Annotated in this window: 17 protein-coding genes and 2 pseudogenes; 6 read left to right on the top strand and 13 right to left on the bottom strand. The window is 47.8% G+C overall.

All coding sequences use genetic code 11. The features are described 5' to 3' along the window. Positions 1 to 292 precede the first annotated feature (292 nt). Positions 293 to 625: a ComEA family DNA-binding protein gene (locus tag ACVWZP_RS11845; protein ID WP_261754685.1), complete on the bottom strand. Its 333-nt coding sequence runs from the start codon at positions 623 to 625 to the stop codon at positions 293 to 295. A gap of 437 nt (positions 626 to 1062) precedes the next feature. Here ACVWZP_RS11845 and ACVWZP_RS11850 point away from each other — a divergent pair, with 437 nt between their 5' ends. From ACVWZP_RS11850 to ACVWZP_RS11875, 6 genes are all read left to right on the top strand, one after another. Further along, positions 1063 to 1737 (top strand): acetyltransferase, encoded by a 675-nt coding sequence (locus tag ACVWZP_RS11850; RefSeq protein WP_261754686.1) that lies wholly within the window; start codon positions 1063 to 1065, stop codon positions 1735 to 1737. Between the two features lie 8 nt (positions 1738 to 1745). Next, entirely contained in the window at positions 1746 to 2663 is a 918-nt protein-coding gene (locus ACVWZP_RS11855; protein ID WP_261754687.1) for a glycoside hydrolase family protein, read from the top strand. Next, positions 2657 to 3598, top strand: coding sequence for a GNAT family N-acetyltransferase (locus ACVWZP_RS11860; RefSeq protein WP_261754688.1), 942 nt, complete (start codon positions 2657 to 2659; stop codon positions 3596 to 3598). Before ACVWZP_RS11855 ends, ACVWZP_RS11860 begins: the two co-directional genes overlap by 7 nt. After that, positions 3591 to 4700, top strand: a complete 1110-nt coding sequence (locus ACVWZP_RS11865; RefSeq protein WP_457369760.1) for a DegT/DnrJ/EryC1/StrS family aminotransferase — start codon at positions 3591 to 3593, stop codon at positions 4698 to 4700. The genes ACVWZP_RS11860 and ACVWZP_RS11865 overlap by 8 nt, the downstream gene beginning before the upstream one ends. Before the next feature lie 61 nt (positions 4701 to 4761). Beyond that, a complete protein-coding gene (locus tag ACVWZP_RS11870; protein ID WP_261754690.1) occupies positions 4762 to 6024 on the top strand; it encodes an O-antigen translocase in 1263 nt (420 codons plus the stop codon). A 90-nt stretch (positions 6025 to 6114) separates the two neighbouring features. After that, positions 6115 to 8079, top strand: coding sequence for an acyltransferase family protein (locus tag ACVWZP_RS11875; protein WP_261754691.1), 1965 nt, complete (start codon positions 6115 to 6117; stop codon positions 8077 to 8079). Positions 8080 to 8242: 163 nt separating this feature from the next. Here the strand turns inward: ACVWZP_RS11875 and ACVWZP_RS11880 are convergent. The 12 genes and pseudogenes from ACVWZP_RS11880 to ACVWZP_RS11935 form a co-directional block, all read right to left on the bottom strand. Then, positions 8243 to 8395, bottom strand: a pseudogene (locus tag ACVWZP_RS11880) (transposase family protein); the annotation flags it as partial. A gap of 45 nt (positions 8396 to 8440) precedes the next feature. Continuing rightward, on the bottom strand, positions 8441 to 8701 hold the full coding sequence (locus tag ACVWZP_RS11885) for a DUF6429 family protein (protein ID WP_261754692.1): 261 nt from the start codon (positions 8699 to 8701) through the stop codon (positions 8441 to 8443). Between the two features lie 67 nt (positions 8702 to 8768). Further along, positions 8769 to 10292, bottom strand: a complete 1524-nt coding sequence (gene tnpC / locus ACVWZP_RS11890; RefSeq protein ID WP_457369761.1) for an IS66 family transposase — start codon at positions 10290 to 10292, stop codon at positions 8769 to 8771. A 27-nt stretch (positions 10293 to 10319) separates the two neighbouring features. Continuing rightward, entirely contained in the window at positions 10320 to 10679 is a 360-nt protein-coding gene (gene tnpB, locus ACVWZP_RS11895) for an IS66 family insertion sequence element accessory protein TnpB (protein ID WP_261754694.1), read from the bottom strand. An 88-nt stretch (positions 10680 to 10767) separates the two neighbouring features. Next, positions 10768 to 10902: pseudogene (locus tag ACVWZP_RS11900) on the bottom strand (ISL3 family transposase); the annotation flags it as partial. 129 nt (positions 10903 to 11031) lie between these two features. After that, positions 11032 to 13026 (bottom strand): polysaccharide biosynthesis protein, encoded by a 1995-nt coding sequence (locus tag ACVWZP_RS11905; RefSeq protein WP_261754696.1) that lies wholly within the window; start codon positions 13024 to 13026, stop codon positions 11032 to 11034. 105 nt (positions 13027 to 13131) lie between these two features. After that, complete coding sequence (locus ACVWZP_RS11910) at positions 13132 to 14151, bottom strand: MraY family glycosyltransferase (protein ID WP_457369762.1); 1020 nt, start codon at positions 14149 to 14151, stop codon at positions 13132 to 13134. Then, the gene (locus ACVWZP_RS11915) at positions 14148 to 15110 is read right to left on the bottom strand and encodes a UDP-glucose 4-epimerase family protein (RefSeq protein WP_261754698.1); all 963 of its coding nucleotides are present in this window, start codon (positions 15108 to 15110) and stop codon (positions 14148 to 14150) included. Before ACVWZP_RS11915 ends, ACVWZP_RS11910 begins: the two co-directional genes overlap by 4 nt. Further along, positions 15110 to 16363, bottom strand: coding sequence for a glycosyltransferase family 4 protein (locus tag ACVWZP_RS11920; protein WP_261754699.1), 1254 nt, complete (start codon positions 16361 to 16363; stop codon positions 15110 to 15112). The genes ACVWZP_RS11915 and ACVWZP_RS11920 overlap by 1 nt, the downstream gene beginning before the upstream one ends. Before the next feature lie 13 nt (positions 16364 to 16376). Further along, entirely contained in the window at positions 16377 to 17507 is a 1131-nt protein-coding gene (gene wecB / locus ACVWZP_RS11925; RefSeq protein WP_261754700.1) for a non-hydrolyzing UDP-N-acetylglucosamine 2-epimerase, read from the bottom strand. A 24-nt stretch (positions 17508 to 17531) separates the two neighbouring features. Beyond that, complete coding sequence (gene wbjC, locus ACVWZP_RS11930; RefSeq protein ID WP_261754701.1) at positions 17532 to 18650, bottom strand: UDP-2-acetamido-2,6-beta-L-arabino-hexul-4-ose reductase; 1119 nt, start codon at positions 18648 to 18650, stop codon at positions 17532 to 17534. A gap of 3 nt (positions 18651 to 18653) precedes the next feature. Next, the gene (locus tag ACVWZP_RS11935) at positions 18654 to 19688 is read right to left on the bottom strand and encodes a polysaccharide biosynthesis protein (protein WP_457369763.1); all 1035 of its coding nucleotides are present in this window, start codon (positions 19686 to 19688) and stop codon (positions 18654 to 18656) included. Positions 19689 to 19698: the final 10 nt, after the last annotated feature.

The raw sequence follows: 19698 nt of genomic DNA on the forward strand, positions 1-19698 counted from the left end.
AAGGGAGGTCGTTTAAGGCGCTCATAGAAGGCCAGCCAGACCTCCCCTTTGCCGTGGATACACGCTGTCGACCCTGTCACCAGCGTCGAATTCTAGATTGCTGCACAGTGCTACGACAGATACATTGCTCAGCAATTGGATGGAGCAATTTGGAAGGATGTTGGGTTGTGCGAATGCTGACGAACAAAGGTTGATGATGATCTCGACGCTAGTGAGTAAACGCCTAAACGCCTAGATATCTCATAATGAAAAGGCCGGTTCATGACCGGCCTCCCTTGCCGCTTCCGCCTAGTTATTTGATCTCCAGCCGTTCGCGATTTTTTTCCAGGAGCGCCTTGCCGATACCTTTAACCTCCAGCAACTCATCTACCGCAATGAAGGGTCCATTTTTTTCGCGGTAAGCAATGATCGCCCTGGCCTTCGCAGCGCCGATACCAAACAGATCACGGCGAAGCGTATCTGCGTCAGCTGAGTTGAGGCTCACCTTATTAGAAATCCCCGGCTGGGCGATTTGGACGGTGGTCGGAGCCGACACTTCCGGTTTGCTGAGGGGCGCTGCAGTGGCCGCTAGCGAAATACTGGCAAGAAAAGCAAAAACAAGGGACGAAAAACTCGCTTTACGCATAGGTGATGCTCCGTGAAATCAGTGAAAAAAGCAGCTTTCCTAAGCTGCTCTTCAAACTTAGGTGATGTTCGGCAAGATTCAAAAACGACTGAGTTACAGAGTGTGAGATCCGCCTGGACATCCCAGAGACGCGAACCCCGCGAGCAATGTGCATGGTGGCAATTCCGCTTGCTGCAGCATTGAGAGTACAAAGGAGATTTTCGTCACAGCTATCAGTACACTAGCAACTGACAAACGATTCGAGGGCATGCGAAAACCTCAAGCATTAGCCCTTCCGGCCTACAAGGTTCCGGTGCTCAAACGGCGAGCGCGAAGTAACCAAGCCCGCTTTTGCGCAGGCTTTGACGCATCCATGATGGGAAACGCAGGCAGCAGAACGTTTTTTACCAATTTGTGTACCATGACGTAAAAACATCAAAATCAAATAGGGGGTCGGAATGACGAAGGATAAGAAATTGGTAATCATCGGAGCAGGAGAAATGGCGATGATTGCTTACGAATACTTCACATATGATTCGAGTTATGACGTCGCTGGCTTTGCGGTCGAGCGTGAATATATTGTGGAGAAGACACTCTATGGTTTACCGATCGTGCCATTTGAAGAGATAGAACAGCACTTCCCGCCGAGTAGCTTTCAAGCGTTCGTAGCAATCCCCGCCTCACAACTTAATCGACTAAGAACTCGACTATACAACGAGGCAAAGTCAAAAAATTACACTTGCGCCACCTATGTCAGTTCACGAGCATTCGTTTGGCGCAATGCAAAGATAGGGGATAACTGCTTTATCTTTGAAAACAATACCGTCCAACCGTTTGTGGAGATAGGAAACAACGTTATTCTGTGGAGCGGCAACCACATCGGCCACCGGACAGTGATAGAAGATAACTGTTTCCTTTCCTCACATGTTGTAGTTTCCGGTTATTGCAGGATAGGAAGCGGCAGCTTTTTAGGTGTCAATGCGACGATCAACGACCGCATCACTATCGCCCGCGACTGCATAGTCGCCTCCGGCGCATTGGTGTCGAAAAGCCTGAAAGAGCCTGAGCGTATCTACTACGGGGCTCCCGCTAAAGAATTACCCAAGAAAAGTTCACTCAGCGTTAAGTTATAGGTATCGTCATGAAATGGAATAAATTAGGTCATGTTTTCTCCCCCGCAGGGAGCAATGACTGGAAGAAAGACTTTGCAATGACACCAACGCCTTTCTTATTGAATGACGATATCATCCGTGTTTATGCCGGTTTCAGAGATAATGAGGGAATAAGTAGAATCGGTTATGTTGATATTTCAGCTAAGGATCCGACGAAAGTCCTCGGTATTTCCGATAAGCCAGTATTGGACCGCGGCCGAGATGGCTGTTTCGATGACAATGGCGTAATTCTTGGAGACATCGTAAGACACGGCGACGTGTTGAGAATGTATTATGTTGGATTCCAATTGGTTAAGCGCGCCAAGTTTCTGGCCTTTACGGGGTTAGCTGAAAGCACCGATGGAGGCAATACTTTTCAGCGGGTAATAGAAACCCCAGTGCTGGATCGCGCCCAAGGAGGTACCACCATCCGTGCTATCCACACGATCCTATTTGAAGATGGCCTTTGGAAGGCATGGTTTGCGGTAGGCGACTCTTGGGAAGAGATCAAGGGTAAACAATATCCTAACTACAATATATGGTATACGGAATCAGCTGATGGTATACGCTTTGACCAGGCCGAAGTACTGTGCGTTGATGTAGAAGGGGACGAGTACCGTATTGGAAGGCCGTCCGTGTACAAACATGATGGCACTTACTATATGTTTTATACGAAAGGCAGCACTTCTGGAGAAGACTACTTCCCGGGCATCGCACTTTCTAAAGATGGTAAACAATGGGAACGGCGAGATGGCGATTTCGGTTTGACTCTTTCCCCTGGAGAGTTCGATTCTACGCATCTGTGCTACCCGCGTTTGGTTTGCGCCCATGGCAAAGTATTTTGCATCTATAATGGCAACAATATGGGCATTGATGGTTTTGGTGTTGCGGAGCTTATAGAGTGGTAGTTTGCAGCTTTTACTCCCCTGTGGACAAATCAATTTGGGACAGCTTTATTGCTGACTCCAAAACGCCATTATTTCTATTCAAGCGCGATTTCATGGAGTATCACGCAGATCGGTTTACCGATGCTTCGCTGATGATCTACGAAGATGACGTACTGCTGGCTGTGTTACCAGCTTCACGTAAAGATGATATTTTAACTAGCCACGCCGGATTAACTTATGGTGGGTTGGTTCTGTCGCAAAAAGTCAAAGCAGATACCGTTTTATCCTGCCTTGAAGCAGTAGCCGATTTCTCCCGAGAAGCGGGTGTCAAGAAAATTATTTACAAAGCCATACCTTTTATTTTTGCAAACCAAGGAGCACAGGAAGATCTCTACGCTTTGTTCAGGGCAGGTGCGAGTTTAGTCCGGCGTGACCTTTCCAGTGTCATCTACCTTAAGCGTCGTCTAAAGCTGTCCAAGGGTAGAAAATGGCTGATCGCTCGAGCGAAGAAAAACAACCTGGCGATGACCACGTCAACAAACTGGCAAGGCTTCGTTGAACTCTTGAGCCGCGTACTTGAGCGACATGATGCGATTCCGGTGCATACCGCAGAGGAGCTAATCTTATTATCAAGTAAATTTCCTGAAAACATCTCACTTAGGGTCATTGAGAGCGAAGGAAAAATGCTCGCTGCCACTGTGCTTTTTACATTTGATACGGTAGTCCATACTCAATATCTGGCGACCAGTGCAGAGGGTAAGGAAGTCGGCGCGCTTGACCATCTAATTGAATCTTGTATTCAAGAGAGCCAGCAAAAAAACTTTGAGTACTTCAGCTTTGGTATCTCAACAGAGGAGCAGGGCCGCCAACTGAATAGTGGATTGATCGCTCAAAAAGAAAGTTTCGGCGGTCGCGGCGCAATTATTGACTTTTATGAGATCAATTTAAATGATTAACTTTCTAGACCTGAAGAAAATCAACCAGCGTTATTCACTGGAATTAAAAGAAGCGTGTGCAAGAGTAATTGATTCGGGTTGGTATATTGGCGGGCAAGAACTATCAAGCTTTGAACAAGAATTTGCCAACTATTGCGGTACAAAATTTTGCGTCGGTGTGGCAAACGGTTTGGACGCATTAACTCTTACGCTTCGCGCCTGGAAGGAGATGGGCAAGTTATCGGAGGGCGATGAAGTCATTGTGCCGGCTAACACCTATATCGCCAGTATCCTCGCGATCAGTGAAAATCGCCTTATACCTGTTCTGGTTGAACCTGATCCTAAAACGTATAATATTTCCGCTGAATCTGTAGAAAAAATAATTACCCCACGCACAAAAGTTATTCTCGCCGTGCATCTCTATGGACAGTTAGCAGATATGCCAGTCCTGTGCAACATCGCCAAAAAACATGATTTGTTAATACTTGAAGACTCCGCACAATCTCACGGTGCAAGTATCGACGGCCGCAAGTCCGGCAACTGGGGTCATGCATCGGGATTCAGCTTCTATCCCGGTAAAAACCTGGGTGCCTTGGGAGATGCGGGCGCCGTAACAACGAATGATGAAGAACTGGCTTCCGTTATCCGAGCGCTCGGAAACTATGGCAGCTACAAAAAATATGAAAATCAATACAGGGGAGTCAACAGCCGGCTGGACGAAATTCAAGCTGCGATGCTCAGAGTAAAACTTAACTACATTGACAGTGAAATTTTTGAGCGCAGAAAACTTGCGAATCTATATATTCAGGAAGTAAAAAACAACTTGATTCACCTACCCAATATTACCCTGCAGGAACAGCATGTCTGGCATTTGTTTGTTATACAAACCAAAAATCGGGATAGTTTGAAAGAACACCTACAAACCAATGGAGTTCAAACGTTAATCCATTATCCTATTCCTGCGCACAAACAAAATGCTTATAAAGAATTCGTCGCACACAGCTACCCGATCACTGAAGCCATTCACGAGCGTGTATTAAGCGTTCCACTGAGCATTGAAACAAGCGAAGCAGATGCCGAGACAATCATCAAATGCCTGAATAACTTTAAAGCTGCTGATTGACCAGAACCTCAGTGAAGGCGGGCCACGCTTCGATTCCGCAAAATAGTAAATTGGTACGACTTTGAATATATTAAAAACGGGAGCTTTAACCTTCGTTGCTACATTAGCAAGGTTACTCTCGGGATTCCTCGTCATGAAACTTGTTGCGGTAATGGCTGGCCCCGAAGGAGTTGCCCAATTTGGACAGTTCATGAGCTTGACGGCATTGCTGGTAGTGTTTGCCGGTGGTGGTGTAGGATCTGGAGTTGTCAAGTATCTCGCACAGTACAGAGAGCAAAACAAGGATTTTAAACTTCTATTAAACTGCGCATTCAGTTTCTCGCTGGTTTCATCCTTAGTCATGTGCATCAGCGTATTGACGCTGAGTGAATACATAACCAAATGGCTGCTGGGCGATCTACGTTACCAAAGTTTGATAGTGATTTTAGCATTTGTGCAGATATTTGTAGCACTGAACAATCTTATCATTGCCATCATCAATGGCATGATGGACGTTAAACGCCTTGCTGTAATACATGTGGGGGGCGCGATAATAGGTATCTTGGCCCCCCTACTGCTAGGGTATTACTACCAACTCTATGGCGTACTACTTGCCTTTTTATTGGGCCAAGCAAGTTTATTGGCAATCAGCCTGATTTTTTTTAAGAGAAGCAATTATTTCAATTGGTTTTATTTCCAGGTAACCTGGAATAAACCGATGATGAATAAGCTCGCACAATATTCGCTAATGACATTAACGTCCGCCCTTCTCGCACCTCTAATGCAGATTCTAGTAAGAAACATCCTAAGCGAACGGTTTTCCTGGGAGCAAGTAGGCTATTGGCAGGCGGTCAGTAAGATTTCAGATGCCTATCTACTATTCATAACAATGGCGATAAACATTTATTACCTTCCAAAGCTATCAGCAACCACACAGAGAAATTTGCTCATATCTGAAATAAGAAAAGCCTACGCATATTTGATACCTACGGTAAGTATTCTCGCATTAATTATTTACCTATTGCGCGACATAATAACACGAATACTATTCTCCGAGAGTTTTTTAAGCAGCCTCTATCTCTATGCTCCTCAACTAGTGGGCGACGTAATAAAAATAGCGTCCTTTATACTATCTTTTATAATGCTCGCCAAAGCGATGACCAAAACGTTTCTATTTTCCGAAATATTTTTCGGATTGACCTATGTGCTCTGGGTTTACACTCTCACTGACTATTTTGGACTTATAGGCGCCATGTATGCGTTTATTGTAAATTACGTTTTATATTTCCTATTTACTGCGTATATCGCATGTCGTTACGTGAGAAAACTAGACCCACCCACCTAATTAAACACCCAGAGATAAATAACAGGGCCCACCTCTAGCGACGGGCTATTTAAAGAGTTTTAAACAACCATTCACAAGTACAGGTAGTTTGTGGGAACTATATACAGGCCAGACATAGATGGGCTTCGCGCAGTCGCCGTGCTCGCAGTGGTATTATTTCACGCTTTTCCAAGCTCAATAACTGGTGGATTTGTTGGCGTTGATATCTTCTTTGTAATTTCTGGTTTTCTCATATCAACTATCATTTTCGGCGGGTTAGAAGAACATACATTTTCATTCACGGATTTTTATCGACGCCGGATCAATAGGATTTTTCCGGCCCTGATCATTGTTTTCATCAGCTGTTGGTGCTTCGGTTGGTTTTCATTATTTGCAGATGAATACGCCCAACTCGGAAAACATATTCTGGGAGGTGCCTTTTTTTCATCAAACGTCATTTTACTCAATGAGGTTGGATACTTTGATAATTTATCCGACTCCAAAATCTTACTTAACCTTTGGTCACTAGGCGTCGAAGAACAATTTTACTTGTTATGGCCACTACTTGCTTTTTCATCAAAAAAAATAAGACTTAATTATGCGACTCCAGTTATCACCATCACACTCATCTCATTTGGATTAAATATCCATAATGCAACTATTGATCCAGCCTCTGACTTTTATACAATTCAAAATAGAGCATGGGAGCTATTGGCTGGCGCTTTATTAGCACTAATTAAACTTCAACACCCACATTTTTTTCCTCCTTTAGATGCTAATCACAACACACTGCCTAACATGCTGTCTGTAAGCGGCGCCCTGCTTGTTACATTTTCTTTCATTGCTATTGATAAGCATGCGGCTTTTCCCAGTTGGTGGGCTGTGGTTCCTACAACAGGTGCCGTATTGATCCTTGCCGCCGGCCCGCATGCCTGGCTCAATAAAGTAGTGTTATCGAATAGACCCATGGTTTGGATCGGACTGATCAGTTTTCCTCTTTATTTGTGGCATTGGCCCATACTCACTTTTGCGAGACTTCTGGAAAATGGTTTGCCCAGTTGGCAAATGCGCGCAAGCTTAGTCACCTTGTCAGTAGTGTTGGCCTGGCTGACCTATAATTTCATTGAACATCCCATAAGGCACAGCGGCCATAAGTCGATCACCCCGTTGCTGGTCGTCGCTATGCTGTCAGTGGCATCGCTTGGTTACTTCACTAACTATAGCAACGGATTGCCCAACAGACCAATTGTAGAGAAATCTGAGCGTGCTCTCTCCCAACTCGTAGGGCCGATTTGGAAGTACGCGTCGAATGAGCAATGCCTGAATAGATATCCGTTTGAAGAAAGCAAGACCTACGGGTGGTGGTTCTGTGTAATTAATCGAGATGCAGAACCGACCGTACTCCTATATGGAAATAGCTTTGCAAACCACTTATATCCTGGCCTCGTCAATAACGAAAAATTGAGGGGCAATACTATTTTATCTATAGGTGTGTGTGGGATAGCCGGGGCTGATAAAGCCGATGGCACGCCCGAGATCGGCGGATGGCCCTGTAGCGGGGGGCGTCCTCGGCGACAGGAAATTTTCATTCACAATATTGTGAGACGATCCAAGCCAATCGAGTACGTTATCATTGACGGCTTCCCTCAAGTATTTGATGGTGACTATATAAAAAGCGTAAAACAGAGAATAGCCTTTTTACTTGATAACAATAAGAAAGTTATTATATTTAAACCTCACCTCACCTTTGACTACAACGTCAAAGGGTGCTTTACACGTTCAACCCACTTGTATTCCGGGTCTGACAGCCAGTGTTCGATTGGTCTGGAGAAACTGAACAAGTTGGAAGCAGACTTCGCACCTTTGGAAAACGAGATAAAGAATGCTTTCCCAACGGTGCAATTTTTTGACCAAAACTCAATGTATTGTGACGACACGCAATGCTCAATGGTAATTGACGGAATGCCCGTATTCAGAGACGAGTATTATCATTATTCAGAATACGCCAGCTCAAAGTTAGCTGATCTATTTGTCACTTGGGCCACGATACATGCGCCCGGGATTCTGAAAAAATAGTATAGGCTGGATAGCTAATATAGATCAAAAAGTCACCAGCCCCCCCGCACAGATCCGTACGTGCAGAATTACCGCATACGGCTCCTGCCTTGGGTTTTGACGCCGAAGCGAGCTATGGGATAAGGATGCATAGTTAGCTCTCGTGGATAGGGTATGAACGTAAGCGATCCATCCAACTGACGACCTCCATGCGCTTGCCACAATCACGGCAGCCAACACGCCTGAGCTGCACGTTGAGGCGGACTGCGCGACCGAGAATCGGCAAGTCACGCACGACTCGATCGCAGTACTCATGAGTTGTTGGACAGAGCTTTTGTATGCGATCCATAAACCCCACCTACAGTATGGCCGTGGTATGAGGTCAGGTATCCGAGTCGGATCCATGCTCCACTTGAGTTCTTACCCCAAACAATCGGTCGGCTATCTGTCGACCGCGCTCCAGCCCTTCAGCCGTCAACCAAATCGATTTGTTCTTGCTCACCGGATTGCTGATGAAACCATGTTCATGCAATCGGCTCATGGTCTCGAAGTCGAACCCTTTCCAAGCATCGCCGTTATCAAAACTGAAGGTTACCAACAGGGCAAGCATGGCTTCTTCAATCAGTTTATCGTCGTATTCCATGATCGTTGCTCCGCTCGTTCTTTAAACTCACCGTAAACCCTACCGGCCCTCAAGATGGACAGCGCGTTTAACTATGCGATACCGGCGAGCAGTTCCAGGGCAGTAAAGCTTCGTAGTCCTCAACCGAAGAAGCTGTCGGCAGGCGCTCAAGTGCGTGGCGCAGCCACGCATAGGGCTCTTGGCCGTTGGCTTTAGCCGTCTCGACCAGGCTGTAAAGTTGAGCGCTGGCCGTCGCGCCTTTGGGCGTGTCGCTGAACAGCCAATTCTTGCGCCCGATCACGAAGGGCCGGATCGCACGCTCGGCGGCGTTGTTGTCGATCGGCAAGTAACCGGCTTCGGTGTAGCGAACCAACTTGATCCAGTTGCTGGCCAGGTAGCTGATGGCTTTGCCCAATGCATTTTGCGCCGTCACTTGTGGCTGGGTTTTCTCCAGCCATGTGTGCAACTGCGCCAACACCGGCAGGCTGTTTTGCTGTCGGCTTTCATGGCGATGTTCATCGCCGACTTCTTTTAAATCTCGCTCGATACCGTACAGCTTGTTGATCAGATTCAGGGCGATATCCGCACGCCCGGTTTTGCCTTTAGGCTGCACCTTTTGCGCCTCGACAAACTTGCGTCGCGCATGTGCCCAACAGCCTAAACGTTCGACACCGGATTGCGCGCCCAAGGAGTTATAACCAGCGTAATCATCGGTCATCAGGTAGCCGCGATAACCTTCGAGCAGGCGCGATGGAACCTCCTGCGCCCGGCTGGTCGAGTAGTCAAAAAGGATGACAGGCTGATCCGGCGGCCCGCCGGTTTGCACCCACATCCAGGATTGACTGGTCGGCTCTCGATCAAGCTCTTTCAGCACCTGCACGCGTGTTTCGTCGCAGTGGATGACGCGACTTTCCAGCAGTCGATCACGCATCAAGTTGAGCAAGGGTTGCAGGTGTTCGCCGCACTGGATAACCCAGCGTGCCAAGGTTTGTCGTGGAATATCGACGCCGTGGCGACCGAGTACTTTTTCGAAGCGATGCAGGGGCAGGCCATCGACGTATTTGGTCGTCAGCAACATCGCCAAAACGCTGGGGCTAGCCATGCTCTTTTCGATCAGCTGCGCCGGTTTGTCGGCGGTGACCAGCGCGGTTTCACAGCCACGGCAGGCGTAGACCTTGCGCACATGTTTGATCTCGCAGATTTGCATCGGCACGATCTCCAGCTGCTCGCTGATTTCCTCGCCAATGCTGTGTTTACGGCAACCGCAGGCACAGGTCAGCTCGTGATCGGGCAGTTCGTGAATGACTTCGATACGTGGAAGATCGGCGGGCAGAGGCTTGCGCTTGCCTCGTCGTTTGCTCGGCGCTACGACCTCTTCTTCAACCGTTTCGTCGACAGACTCGGCCACGCTTTCAGCTTCGTTGAACAAGGCCATTTGCGGGGTCGCGGGATCGGCTGTCTGCTCTGACTTGCGCCCGAAAAGGTGCTGACGCAACAGCGCGTTTTCTTCTTCAAGATGAACGATCTTGCCCTTATCCGACTCGCGCTCACTCAGCATTTGCTCAAGCAGTTGCTTGAGCAAAACAGGGTCGTCAGGAAGGTCTTTGGGCATGGAAATCGTGCCGTGGATTATACCGAATCAGGCGACGAATCGAGGCGTCAAAACTTGATGCGGCCGGTTGCGCCACAAATCAAAACCGTCCAATAACCAGTTGAGCTCTTGAACCGTCAGCACGATGGCTTCATCCGAACAATCCGGCGATGTTTTGAAACGCTCGGACTCCAGGCGCTTCAGCCAAAGGCAAAAGCCGTTGCGTTCCCAATATAAAATCTTCACTCGGTTTCGAGGCTTGTTGAGGAAGACAAAAAGCACCGGATCAAACACCGCGGCCTTGATGTCCAGTTCGACCAGAGCGGCGAGGCCGTCGATGGATTTTCGGAAGTCGACGGGCTTGGGGTACAGATAGACTTTTTCGACTTTTGCGTCGGGACGCATCATGAGGTGCTGGCTCCGGAAAGAAATCGGGAGCACATCATCGAGGGTCAGGTGGCGGCTTTGAATGTGAGGTTTATGGAGCGCTTACGAGCTTTTGGCAGCCACCACAGGTGGGAAATCGCGTGGCCTGGGGGATCAGGTCGATTTGAAGGGCATCGCCGTCAGGTTTGATCGCAACGACAGAAAAGCCCTCCCAAAAAGAAAGGAAAGTATTAATATTGCGCATAAGAACGCCGGTTTTTTAGATGTGTTTGCTCGCACGAACATCATCCATCAAATCGGCGTTCTTGTTTCTGTGTTTCCCGGGATTCCGTGAAGAACCTTAAATGTGGGGTTCATGGATCCATACTTGACTTCAAGGCTCAAGGCGACGCTGCTGATATATCCAATCTACGATCTCACCGTCAGGCGTATAACCGCTGACCGTATCTCGAAGCAGCTGTCGTACGCGATCGTAGTCATCCTTATCCACTGCGGCAAGCAACTCGGACAACATCTCTTTGAGCTTCTCCCACGGCAGGTGATCTTCATTGGCACTCATGATCATTGAGTGCTGAGTGGGGACAACGTTATCGCCGATCAGCAGCTCTTCATACAGCTTTTCGCCTGGCCTCAGGCCGGAGAATTCAATGCAAATGTCCCCATGTGGATTTTTTTCTGAGCGCACACTCAGACCGGACAAATGGACCATTTTCTCAGCTAACTCAACGATTTTTACCGGCTCCCCCATGTCCAATACAAATACATCACCGCCAAGCCCCATAGAGCCAGCCTGAATCACCAGTTGAGCAGCCTCAGGGATAGTCATGAAATAGCGTGTAATTTTAGGATGAGTGACCGTTAAAGGTCCACCAGACTTAATTTGTTTGTGGAACAACGGAATGACCGAACCCGAAGAGCCCAGCACATTACCAAAACGCACCATAGTAAATCGTGTTTTGTTTACATGCGAGACATTAGACTTGTCACCAAACAAGACGGGGGCTAGCTCGCGGCTGAGGGCTTGCAGCGTCAATTCGGCGAGACGCTTGGTGCTCCCCATTACATTCGTGGGGCGAACTGCTTTATCGGTAGAGATCAACACAAAGTTTGCCACACAGGCCTGTAGAGCGGCCTGAGCGGTATTTAATGTGCCTACTACATTATTCAAAACGCCTTCGGCGATATTGTGCTCTACCATCGGAACATGTTTATAGGCCGCCGCATGGTAAACAGTGTTCACCCGCCAAGCTTTCATAGTATCCAGCAGTTTGGATGAATTACGTACCGAGCCCAATATTGGTAATAATTTTATGGGCAATGATTCACGAATGACGCGCTGTTCAAGCTCCGACAAGATATTATATAGATTGAATTCGCTATGCTCAAATAACAACAAAACCGTCGGACGTAAGAACAGGATTTGCCTGCAAAGTTCTGAACCGATAGACCCTCCAGCCCCAGTCACCAGTACGACCTGCCCCTTGATGCAGTGTTCCAGCAGTTCAGCTTGGGCAGGAACAGCATCGCGCCCTAACAGGTCGGCGATATCCACTTCCTGGATATCATCCACCTTAACCCGGCCACTGGCGAGATCCATGAAACCTGGCACACTTCGCACATGGAGCGGAAACCCTTCAAGGAAACCGAGAATCTCTCTGCGACGACCGCGATTAGATGAGGGAATTGCCAACAGGATTTCCTGCGCACCTGTGGTATCAATCATGCGTTGGATGTGCTTGGGTTTGTAGACTTGAAGGCCGGAAATCACGCGATCAGAAATACTGACATCATCGTCGATAAAGGCCACCGGTCGCATGACACGGCCCATACGGAGCGCGGCAACCAACTGATTGCCGGCTGCGCCAGCGCCGTAGATTGCAACACGGGGGAGGCCATCTTCACGACTGGTGAAAGGGACATGCTGTGCTGCCGCGAACCAGTCACCAAGGAAATATTGACGCATCGCCAACCGCAGGCCGCCCACCATAATCAGACTGAGCCACCAGTAGTTGAAGATAATGGAACGCGGCACAACATTTTGATGATTACTGTACCAGTAGACGACGACGCCCAAGATCAAAGAGGACAGGCTAACGGCCTTGATGATAGCGATCAGTGCATCGTTACCAAAATACCGCATCACAGCCCTGTACATTCCGAAGCGAATGAACAGAGGAATCGCCACCACGGGCGCCACTAAGAACAACCACAAGTGATCCCGAAACGGATTGACCATTTCATCAATACCCAAGCGCACGACGAATGCCAGCCATAATGCAACCCAGACTATAAAGACGTCCGCTGTTACCTGTATCAGTCGCTTCTTGCGGCGAGGTAGTCCAACAAGAAACGCTCGTAACTTTTCCATAACCCCTTCACCCACTTGAAGCTGCTCCCATAACTGTTACCAGGCGTTCATTCTACGTTTCCGACATTGACTGGATGGTTAATCCTGAGCCACAGCGCGATTGCTTCAGTCGTTACGTTCAACGCTACCAGCCTTGAATTTAATCGCCAAACCAACGAGGGGTGCGTAAGCAAGAATCACCCCCCACGCGCCGTCCCAATTCAGCAAGGCTACAGCCATGGCGATCGGCAATAGCCAAAATAAGTTAAGCACTGCGACCGTAAGCGTTACCGTCAAATGTTTTCCGAAGCGTCGGGTGGCAAACTGATAAGCATGACTGCGATGAGCTTCATATACTTTATCGCCACGTAGCAGCCTACGAATCAATGTGAAAGTGGAGTCTACGATAAAGACACCCAATAGAATCAACCAAGCCCACAGCAGTTGTGAGGACACCCATGCAGCCTGGATAGAAATAAGACCTAGCACCAAACCTAGAAATCCACTCCCGGCGTCTCCCATGAAAATACGAGCAGGAGGGAAGTTCCAAAAAAGAAAACCTGCAACTGCCATCGCAAGAAGCAATGGGAGCCAAAATAGACCTTCAAACCCACCTAGCCAATAGATCAGACAGGCTCCGAGACATGCGCAGATGGCCTCTATACTCGCGATCCCATCAATTCCGTCCATGAAGTTATAAAGATTGAGCATCCAAACTAGGTAAAACGCGGCAACAAAACCACCCGCCCAACTCAAATCGACAGAAATGCCGAACACAAGGATTACGGGTAATCCTCCCAACCAGAACAAGGCCCAAGCCGCTGCGGCGAAATGCCCAAGCAAGCGCCATCGTGCTGCGATGTGCCCATGGTCATCTAGGAACCCGACTACTGCCACTAATGCACCCGCCCACCAAATTGCGATCAATACCTGCAAAGGAAGCAGTTGCGACCAGGTTAGGAACGGCAACACCAACAAAAAGGCAAGGACAATCGCAATCCCTCCTCCCCTCGGCGTAGGCACCGAATGGGAGCTTCGGGCATTCGGGACATCAATGATGCTACGAGCAAGCGCATAACGACGCAGAGCTACGGTCAGCGCAAATGAAACAAGTACAACCCCGGGGATCAACCACCAATAAATCATTTTTTTTTCAGTTCCGTATAATGCTGCGCAGCGGTTTTCAACGCATCATCCACTGATATGGGTGGAGTCCAGTGCATCAATTCCTTGTTTTTACTGATATCTACCTGCAACGACCCGCAAAGTCGTTGAGATAACGATTGCTTACCAAGCATATTTGCAGCGATGCTAAGCACCCAACTGGGTAAGGGTAAAAGATGCGCAGGCTTACCCAGTGCGCTTGCCATTCGACGCAGCAATTGAGTAGTCGATAGGTCTTCTCCGTCGCTTGCCAAAAACGTTTGATTTGCAGCTGAGGGGTGAGTGAGGGCAGTCACTATGAGATCCACCAAGTTGCCTAAGGCAACTAGACTACGACGATTATTTATCGCGCCAAAGGGCAACGGTATACCTTTGTCCAGCCACCGCATCATATTCAGAAAATTGGCTTTTACACCTGGACCGTACACAAGCACTGGTCGGATAATAACAACCTCCATACCGGTCCGAGCCGCAAGAGCTCGTAGCCCTTGTTCGGCTTCCATCTTGGAGACACCATAGGGATCGCCTGGTTCGGGATGATCATCCGCTGTATAAGGACGGCCGAGTGACGTCCCCTCTCCGTTGACCTTTATTGAGCTGATGAAGACAAAGCGTCGTACCCCCGCCTCAGCCGCCTGTTGAGCAAGACTCAGGGTACCCTCGACATTGACCTTACGGAACGCAGCCAGAGGATCAGCCTCTTTGTCGTCCATGACATGAACGCGCGCAGCGCAATGCACCACCGCATCAATACCAGTTAAAACCTCATCCCAGCGAGCACTTTCAAAGGATTCAAACGCAACAATAGTGATGCCACTTGCATCTAGCACGGCTCCCTTACGGACAGCTGCTGTTACTGAGAAGCTATCTGCTACCAACCGTCGCAGTAAATCTCCGCCCACGAAACCAGTAGCACCGGTCAAAAATACAGATTGCGACATCACTGTTGTCCCTTACGCAAGGTTGCATCGCGAAAAAGCTGCTCCAATCGATTCAAAAGGCTGAATTTAGAATAGTTTTCCAAATAGTAATCACGGCCAGATCTCCCCATGGACACACGCTGCTCAGGATCCATCATGGCCAGTTGGAACGTGATTTCCGCAAGCGCTGCTGCATTACCTGAATCACAAGATAAACCAGCGCCAGATTCGTTGATGACACGGGCCGCCTCTCCATTAATCATGCCGAGAATCGGCTTACCAGATGCGAGATAAGCCTGGACTTTACCTGGAATTGTCTTTTCAAAGACATCATTCGTCTTCAACGAGACAAGAAGCGCGTCAGCACACGCAAACAGCGCAGGCATTTCCTCAAGTGGATGACGACCCAATAGTAAAACGTTACCCAACCCACGGGACGTCACTTCGTCAGCCAGCCATTGGCTCATTCGACCGTCACCAACAATGACCCAACGCACGGACACCTTTCCCGCGAGCGCCTGAGCGGCTTCGATAACGGCAGGAAGGTCCTGAGCCTCCCCCAAGTTTCCGGCGAACAATACAGTAAACACCGTTGAGTCCGGATGAAGTAACGTAGAGGTTTGCTGGCTCGAATTCGAGAAATCGTCCTCAGCCCAGCTTGGAAAGTAAACCAAACGATCTGAAGAAATATCTTTCGTGCAGTAATGTTTTACGTTTTCGAAAAAGCCGTGCGACTGCAGTAACAAATAATCGGTCCGATTGTAGATCCAGGACACCAGTCGCCCCACTCCCCCCAGTAACAGCGGCTGCTTAAGGACGCCAACCGCCCTGAGCGTCTCCGGCCATAAATCCAGCACCCAAACGAACACCGGTGTTTTTTTTAACCGCCCTATCACCAGTGCTGGTATGGCCGCCATAATCGGCGACACTGCATAAACAAAAATGGCGTCATACCGTTCGTGACGTAACCTCCACGGACCTATTACACTCGCGATGGTAAAGAAAGAAAGATAATTAAGTATTAAGTTCAAGCTGCGCTTCGCACGAGGTATAAGCGGTATACGAACGATTTTGGCTCCAGCAAACTCTCTGAACTTCTCTGGATGATCTCTATATTGCTCGTAAACCTCGCCCTCGGGGTAATTAGGCAAGCCCGTCAGCACAGTCACTTGATGGCCTTTTTCGGACATATCTCTAACAAGATCATTGATCCGCATATTCTCGGGCCAAAAATACTGTGTGACAACAAGAATATTCAGCTTATCCTTAGACATTTGAATAACTCAATCAGTAGCGTTTCCAAACAATACGATTTACATAGTCAGTATAGCTATGAATAATCCTGGTAATTTTTTCAGAAACATTGGGCATACTGTAATCACCAACTAAACGTAAAGTGCGAGCACAACCGGTTTCCTGACTTTCCAAAATCGTCAAACCCTGAAGAACTCGATTGACTTCCAGGCCGACCATCATCACGGCGGCCTCTTCCATACCCTCAGGACGTTCGTGCGCCTCGCGTATATTCAAGGCCGGGAAGTTGAGAATCGAAGACTCTTCATTGATTGTGCCACTGTCTGACAACACCGCCTTTGCAGTCAGTTGCAATTTATTATAGTCCTTGAATCCCAAGGGCGTCAGCAACTGAACATTGTCGTGAAACTTTACACCCATTGAATTTACACGTTTTAGCGTACGCGGATGAGTGGAAACGATTACAGGGAAACCATATTCACTCGCCACTGTATTAAGTACATCAACCAATTTCAAAAAATTCTTGTCTGAATCGATATTTTCTTCACGGTGAGCACTGACAACAAAAAACTTGCCGTGCTCTAAACGCAAGCGATCAAGAACATCAGACGCTTCGATGCCTGATCTATAGTGAGAAAGGACTTCGTACATCGGACTGCCCGTTTTGATCACCATGTCAGGAGACAGCCCTTCTCGAAGAAGGTAATCTCGTGCAATAGTACTATAAGTCAAATTGATATCGGCCGTGTGATCGACGATACGACGATTGATTTCTTCGGGAACCCGCATATCGAAGCATCGGTTACCTGCTTCCATATGGAATATCGGAATTTTCCGACGCTTTGCGGGGATAACTGCCATGCAGCTATTGGTGTCGCCCAAGACCAATAGCGCTTCAGGATTGACCTCCGATAGTACTCGATCTACCGCGATAATAACGTTACCAATAGTTTCAGCGCCAGTCGCACCGGCGGCATTTAGAAAATGGTCCGGCTTACGTATCCCAAGATCCTGGAAAAAAATTTCGTTGAGCTCGTAGTCATAATTCTGACCAGTATGGACCAACACATGATCGCAATGCCTGTCGAGTGAATAAATAACTCGCGATAACCGTATGATCTCTGGCCGAGTTCCTACTACGGTAACAACTTTCATTTTTTTCATAGCTGTCTCTATGTGCGAATATATTTAAGCTTCGATGCTTACTGGCATGGTATAGGTGTCGGGACGTTCGCGATCGAATATTTCGTTAGCCCATAACATCACGATCATCTCATCACTTCCGGCATTGGTAATATCATGCGTCCAACCAGGTACCGTTTCCACAACTTCCGGCTTTTCACCTGAGGTGAAAAGTTCATAAAACTCACCAGAGTCGATACGACGAAAGCGAAAACAAGCTAACCCTTTAATTACTAGAAATTTTTCCGTTTTGGAATGGTGATAATGCCCACCCCTCGTAACACCGGGGTGTGCAGTGAAATACGAGAACTGCCCTGAGTCCTTGGTTTTTAGCATCTCCACAAAAACACCACGAGGATCTCCATACTTCGGAACCTCATAGGTGAACCGTTCTGGAGGAATATAGCTCAGATAAGTCGAATAAAGGGCACGGGCAAAGCCGGCGCCTACAGACTCTGTAATAAGCGTCTCGCGGCTTTCACGAAACTTACCCAATTGAGCGGCCAAATTACCGATGGTGGTCTCATAGGCCGGACTGACGGATATAAATGGGTTACCTGAAACTTTGCCATCCATTACGGCGATAAATTGAGCAATCACATCGTCGATATAAACTAATGTGACAGGCGCATCCGAATTATTGATTTTAATCGGCAGCCCACGTGCGATATTATTACAGAATGTCGCAACAGCTGAGTTATAGTTAGGTTTCGCCCACTTGCCAAAAACATTGGGCAAACGAAAAATATGAATAGGAACAGCATAGTTCGCGGCTAAGTCAACAAGCGCACGCTCAGCGCCCAGTTTGCTGGCTCCATAGAGATTATCAAGTTCCGCCTGGCTCGATGATGTATAAATAATGGGTATTTTTCTACCGGCAGCTGCTATTTCGTCACAAATTGCTTTCGTCAGATCAGTGTTTCCAGTCCGAAATTCTTCCGGATCATCCGGCCTATTAACGCCAGCCAGATGAAATATGAAATCCACTTCTGAAATCATGCTCTTTAACGAGGCCAAGCTATCTTGACGAGAAAAAGAAAAAATCTCTATGTCCTGACGCTCACGTAAGTGTGCGTACAGATTTTTAGCGACAAATCCCTGCGCACCGGTGATTAGCACTTTCATCACTTACTCCTCAGGCGTTGCGTGTTCACCACACTGAATTGAGCGCATGAAATCAAGTTTTAATAGAAGTTCTTGCATCCCATCAAGATCCAATCGCTCGGTATTGTGAGAGTTATAGTCTTCAGTTGAGGAAATCTTCTCCTCACCCTGTTCAACGAATTTACTGTAGTTTAAATCTCGTAAATCAGGCGGTATGCGGAAATAGTCACCCCGATCCTCTGCACAAGCCATTTCTTCGCGACTTAATAATGCCTCGTATAGTTTTTCGCCATGACGAGTACCAATAACTTGAATAGGGTGCTGAGGAAGCCCCATCAGCAAAGTTATTGCACGAGCGAGGGTGTCAACCGTCGCCGCAGGCGCCTTCTGAACAAACAAGTCACCATTGTTACCATGCTCGAAAGCATAAAGAACAAGATCTACAGCGTCAGCCAGGGTCATCATGAATCGGGTCATATGAGGGTCAGTAATTGATAGCGCCTTACCTGCCCTGATCTGCTCGACGAAAAGCGGAATCACCGACCCACGAGATGCCATAACATTCCCGTAACGCGTTCCGCAGATCACAGTCTTGCTTTCATCCACATTTCGGGATTTGGCAACCATAACCTTTTCCATCATTGCCTTCGAAATACCCATTGCATTAATAGGGTAGACCGCTTTATCCGTACTAAGACAAACAACACGTTTGACCTCGTTCTGGATTGCGGCCTCAAGCACATTATCAGTACCGATAACGTTAGTCTTTACTGCTTCCATTGGATGAAATTCGCAAGAAGGTACTTGTTTCAACGCTGCAGCATGAAAAATGTAATCGACGCCGCGCGTAGCATTGAGCACGCTCTGATAATCTCGTACATCACCGATATAAAATTTCAGTTTAGAACTATTATACCGCTTGCGCATATCGTCTTGTTTTTTTTCGTCGCGACTGAAGATTCTGATTTCTGCTATATCAGTCGCTAAAAAACGCCTAAGCACGGCATTTCCAAAAGATCCCGTGCCGCCACTAATCAATAACTTCTTACCTGAAAACACACTACCTCCA

The organism is Pseudomonas sp. TE36184 (assembly GCF_054060055.1).

Bases quoted from the DNA above. Each gene is read 5' to 3' on its own strand.
- ACVWZP_RS11845 (WP_261754685.1), bottom strand. From the start codon at position 625: ATGCGTAAAGCGAGTTTTTCGTCCCTTGTTTTTGCTTTTCTTGCCAGT.
- ACVWZP_RS11850 (WP_261754686.1), top strand. From the start codon at position 1,063: ATGACGAAGGATAAGAAATTGGTAATCATCGGAGCAGGAGAAATGGCG.
- ACVWZP_RS11855 (WP_261754687.1), top strand. From the start codon at position 1,746: ATGAAATGGAATAAATTAGGTCATGTTTTCTCCCCCGCAGGGAGCAAT.
- ACVWZP_RS11865 (WP_457369760.1), top strand. From the start codon at position 3,591: ATGATTAACTTTCTAGACCTGAAGAAAATCAACCAGCGTTATTCACTG.
- ACVWZP_RS11885 (WP_261754692.1), bottom strand. From the start codon at position 8,701: ATGGAATACGACGATAAACTGATTGAAGAAGCCATGCTTGCCCTGTTG.
- tnpC (WP_457369761.1), bottom strand. From the start codon at position 10,292: ATGCCCAAAGACCTTCCTGACGACCCTGTTTTGCTCAAGCAACTGCTT.
- tnpB (WP_261754694.1), bottom strand. From the start codon at position 10,679: ATGATGCGTCCCGACGCAAAAGTCGAAAAAGTCTATCTGTACCCCAAG.
- ACVWZP_RS11905 (WP_261754696.1), bottom strand. From the start codon at position 13,026: ATGGAAAAGTTACGAGCGTTTCTTGTTGGACTACCTCGCCGCAAGAAG.
- ACVWZP_RS11910 (WP_457369762.1), bottom strand. From the start codon at position 14,151: ATGATTTATTGGTGGTTGATCCCCGGGGTTGTACTTGTTTCATTTGCG.
- ACVWZP_RS11915 (WP_261754698.1), bottom strand. From the start codon at position 15,110: ATGTCGCAATCTGTATTTTTGACCGGTGCTACTGGTTTCGTGGGCGGA.
- ACVWZP_RS11920 (WP_261754699.1), bottom strand. From the start codon at position 16,363: ATGTCTAAGGATAAGCTGAATATTCTTGTTGTCACACAGTATTTTTGG.
- wecB (WP_261754700.1), bottom strand. From the start codon at position 17,507: ATGAAAAAAATGAAAGTTGTTACCGTAGTAGGAACTCGGCCAGAGATC.
- wbjC (WP_261754701.1), bottom strand. From the start codon at position 18,650: ATGAAAGTGCTAATCACCGGTGCGCAGGGATTTGTCGCTAAAAATCTG.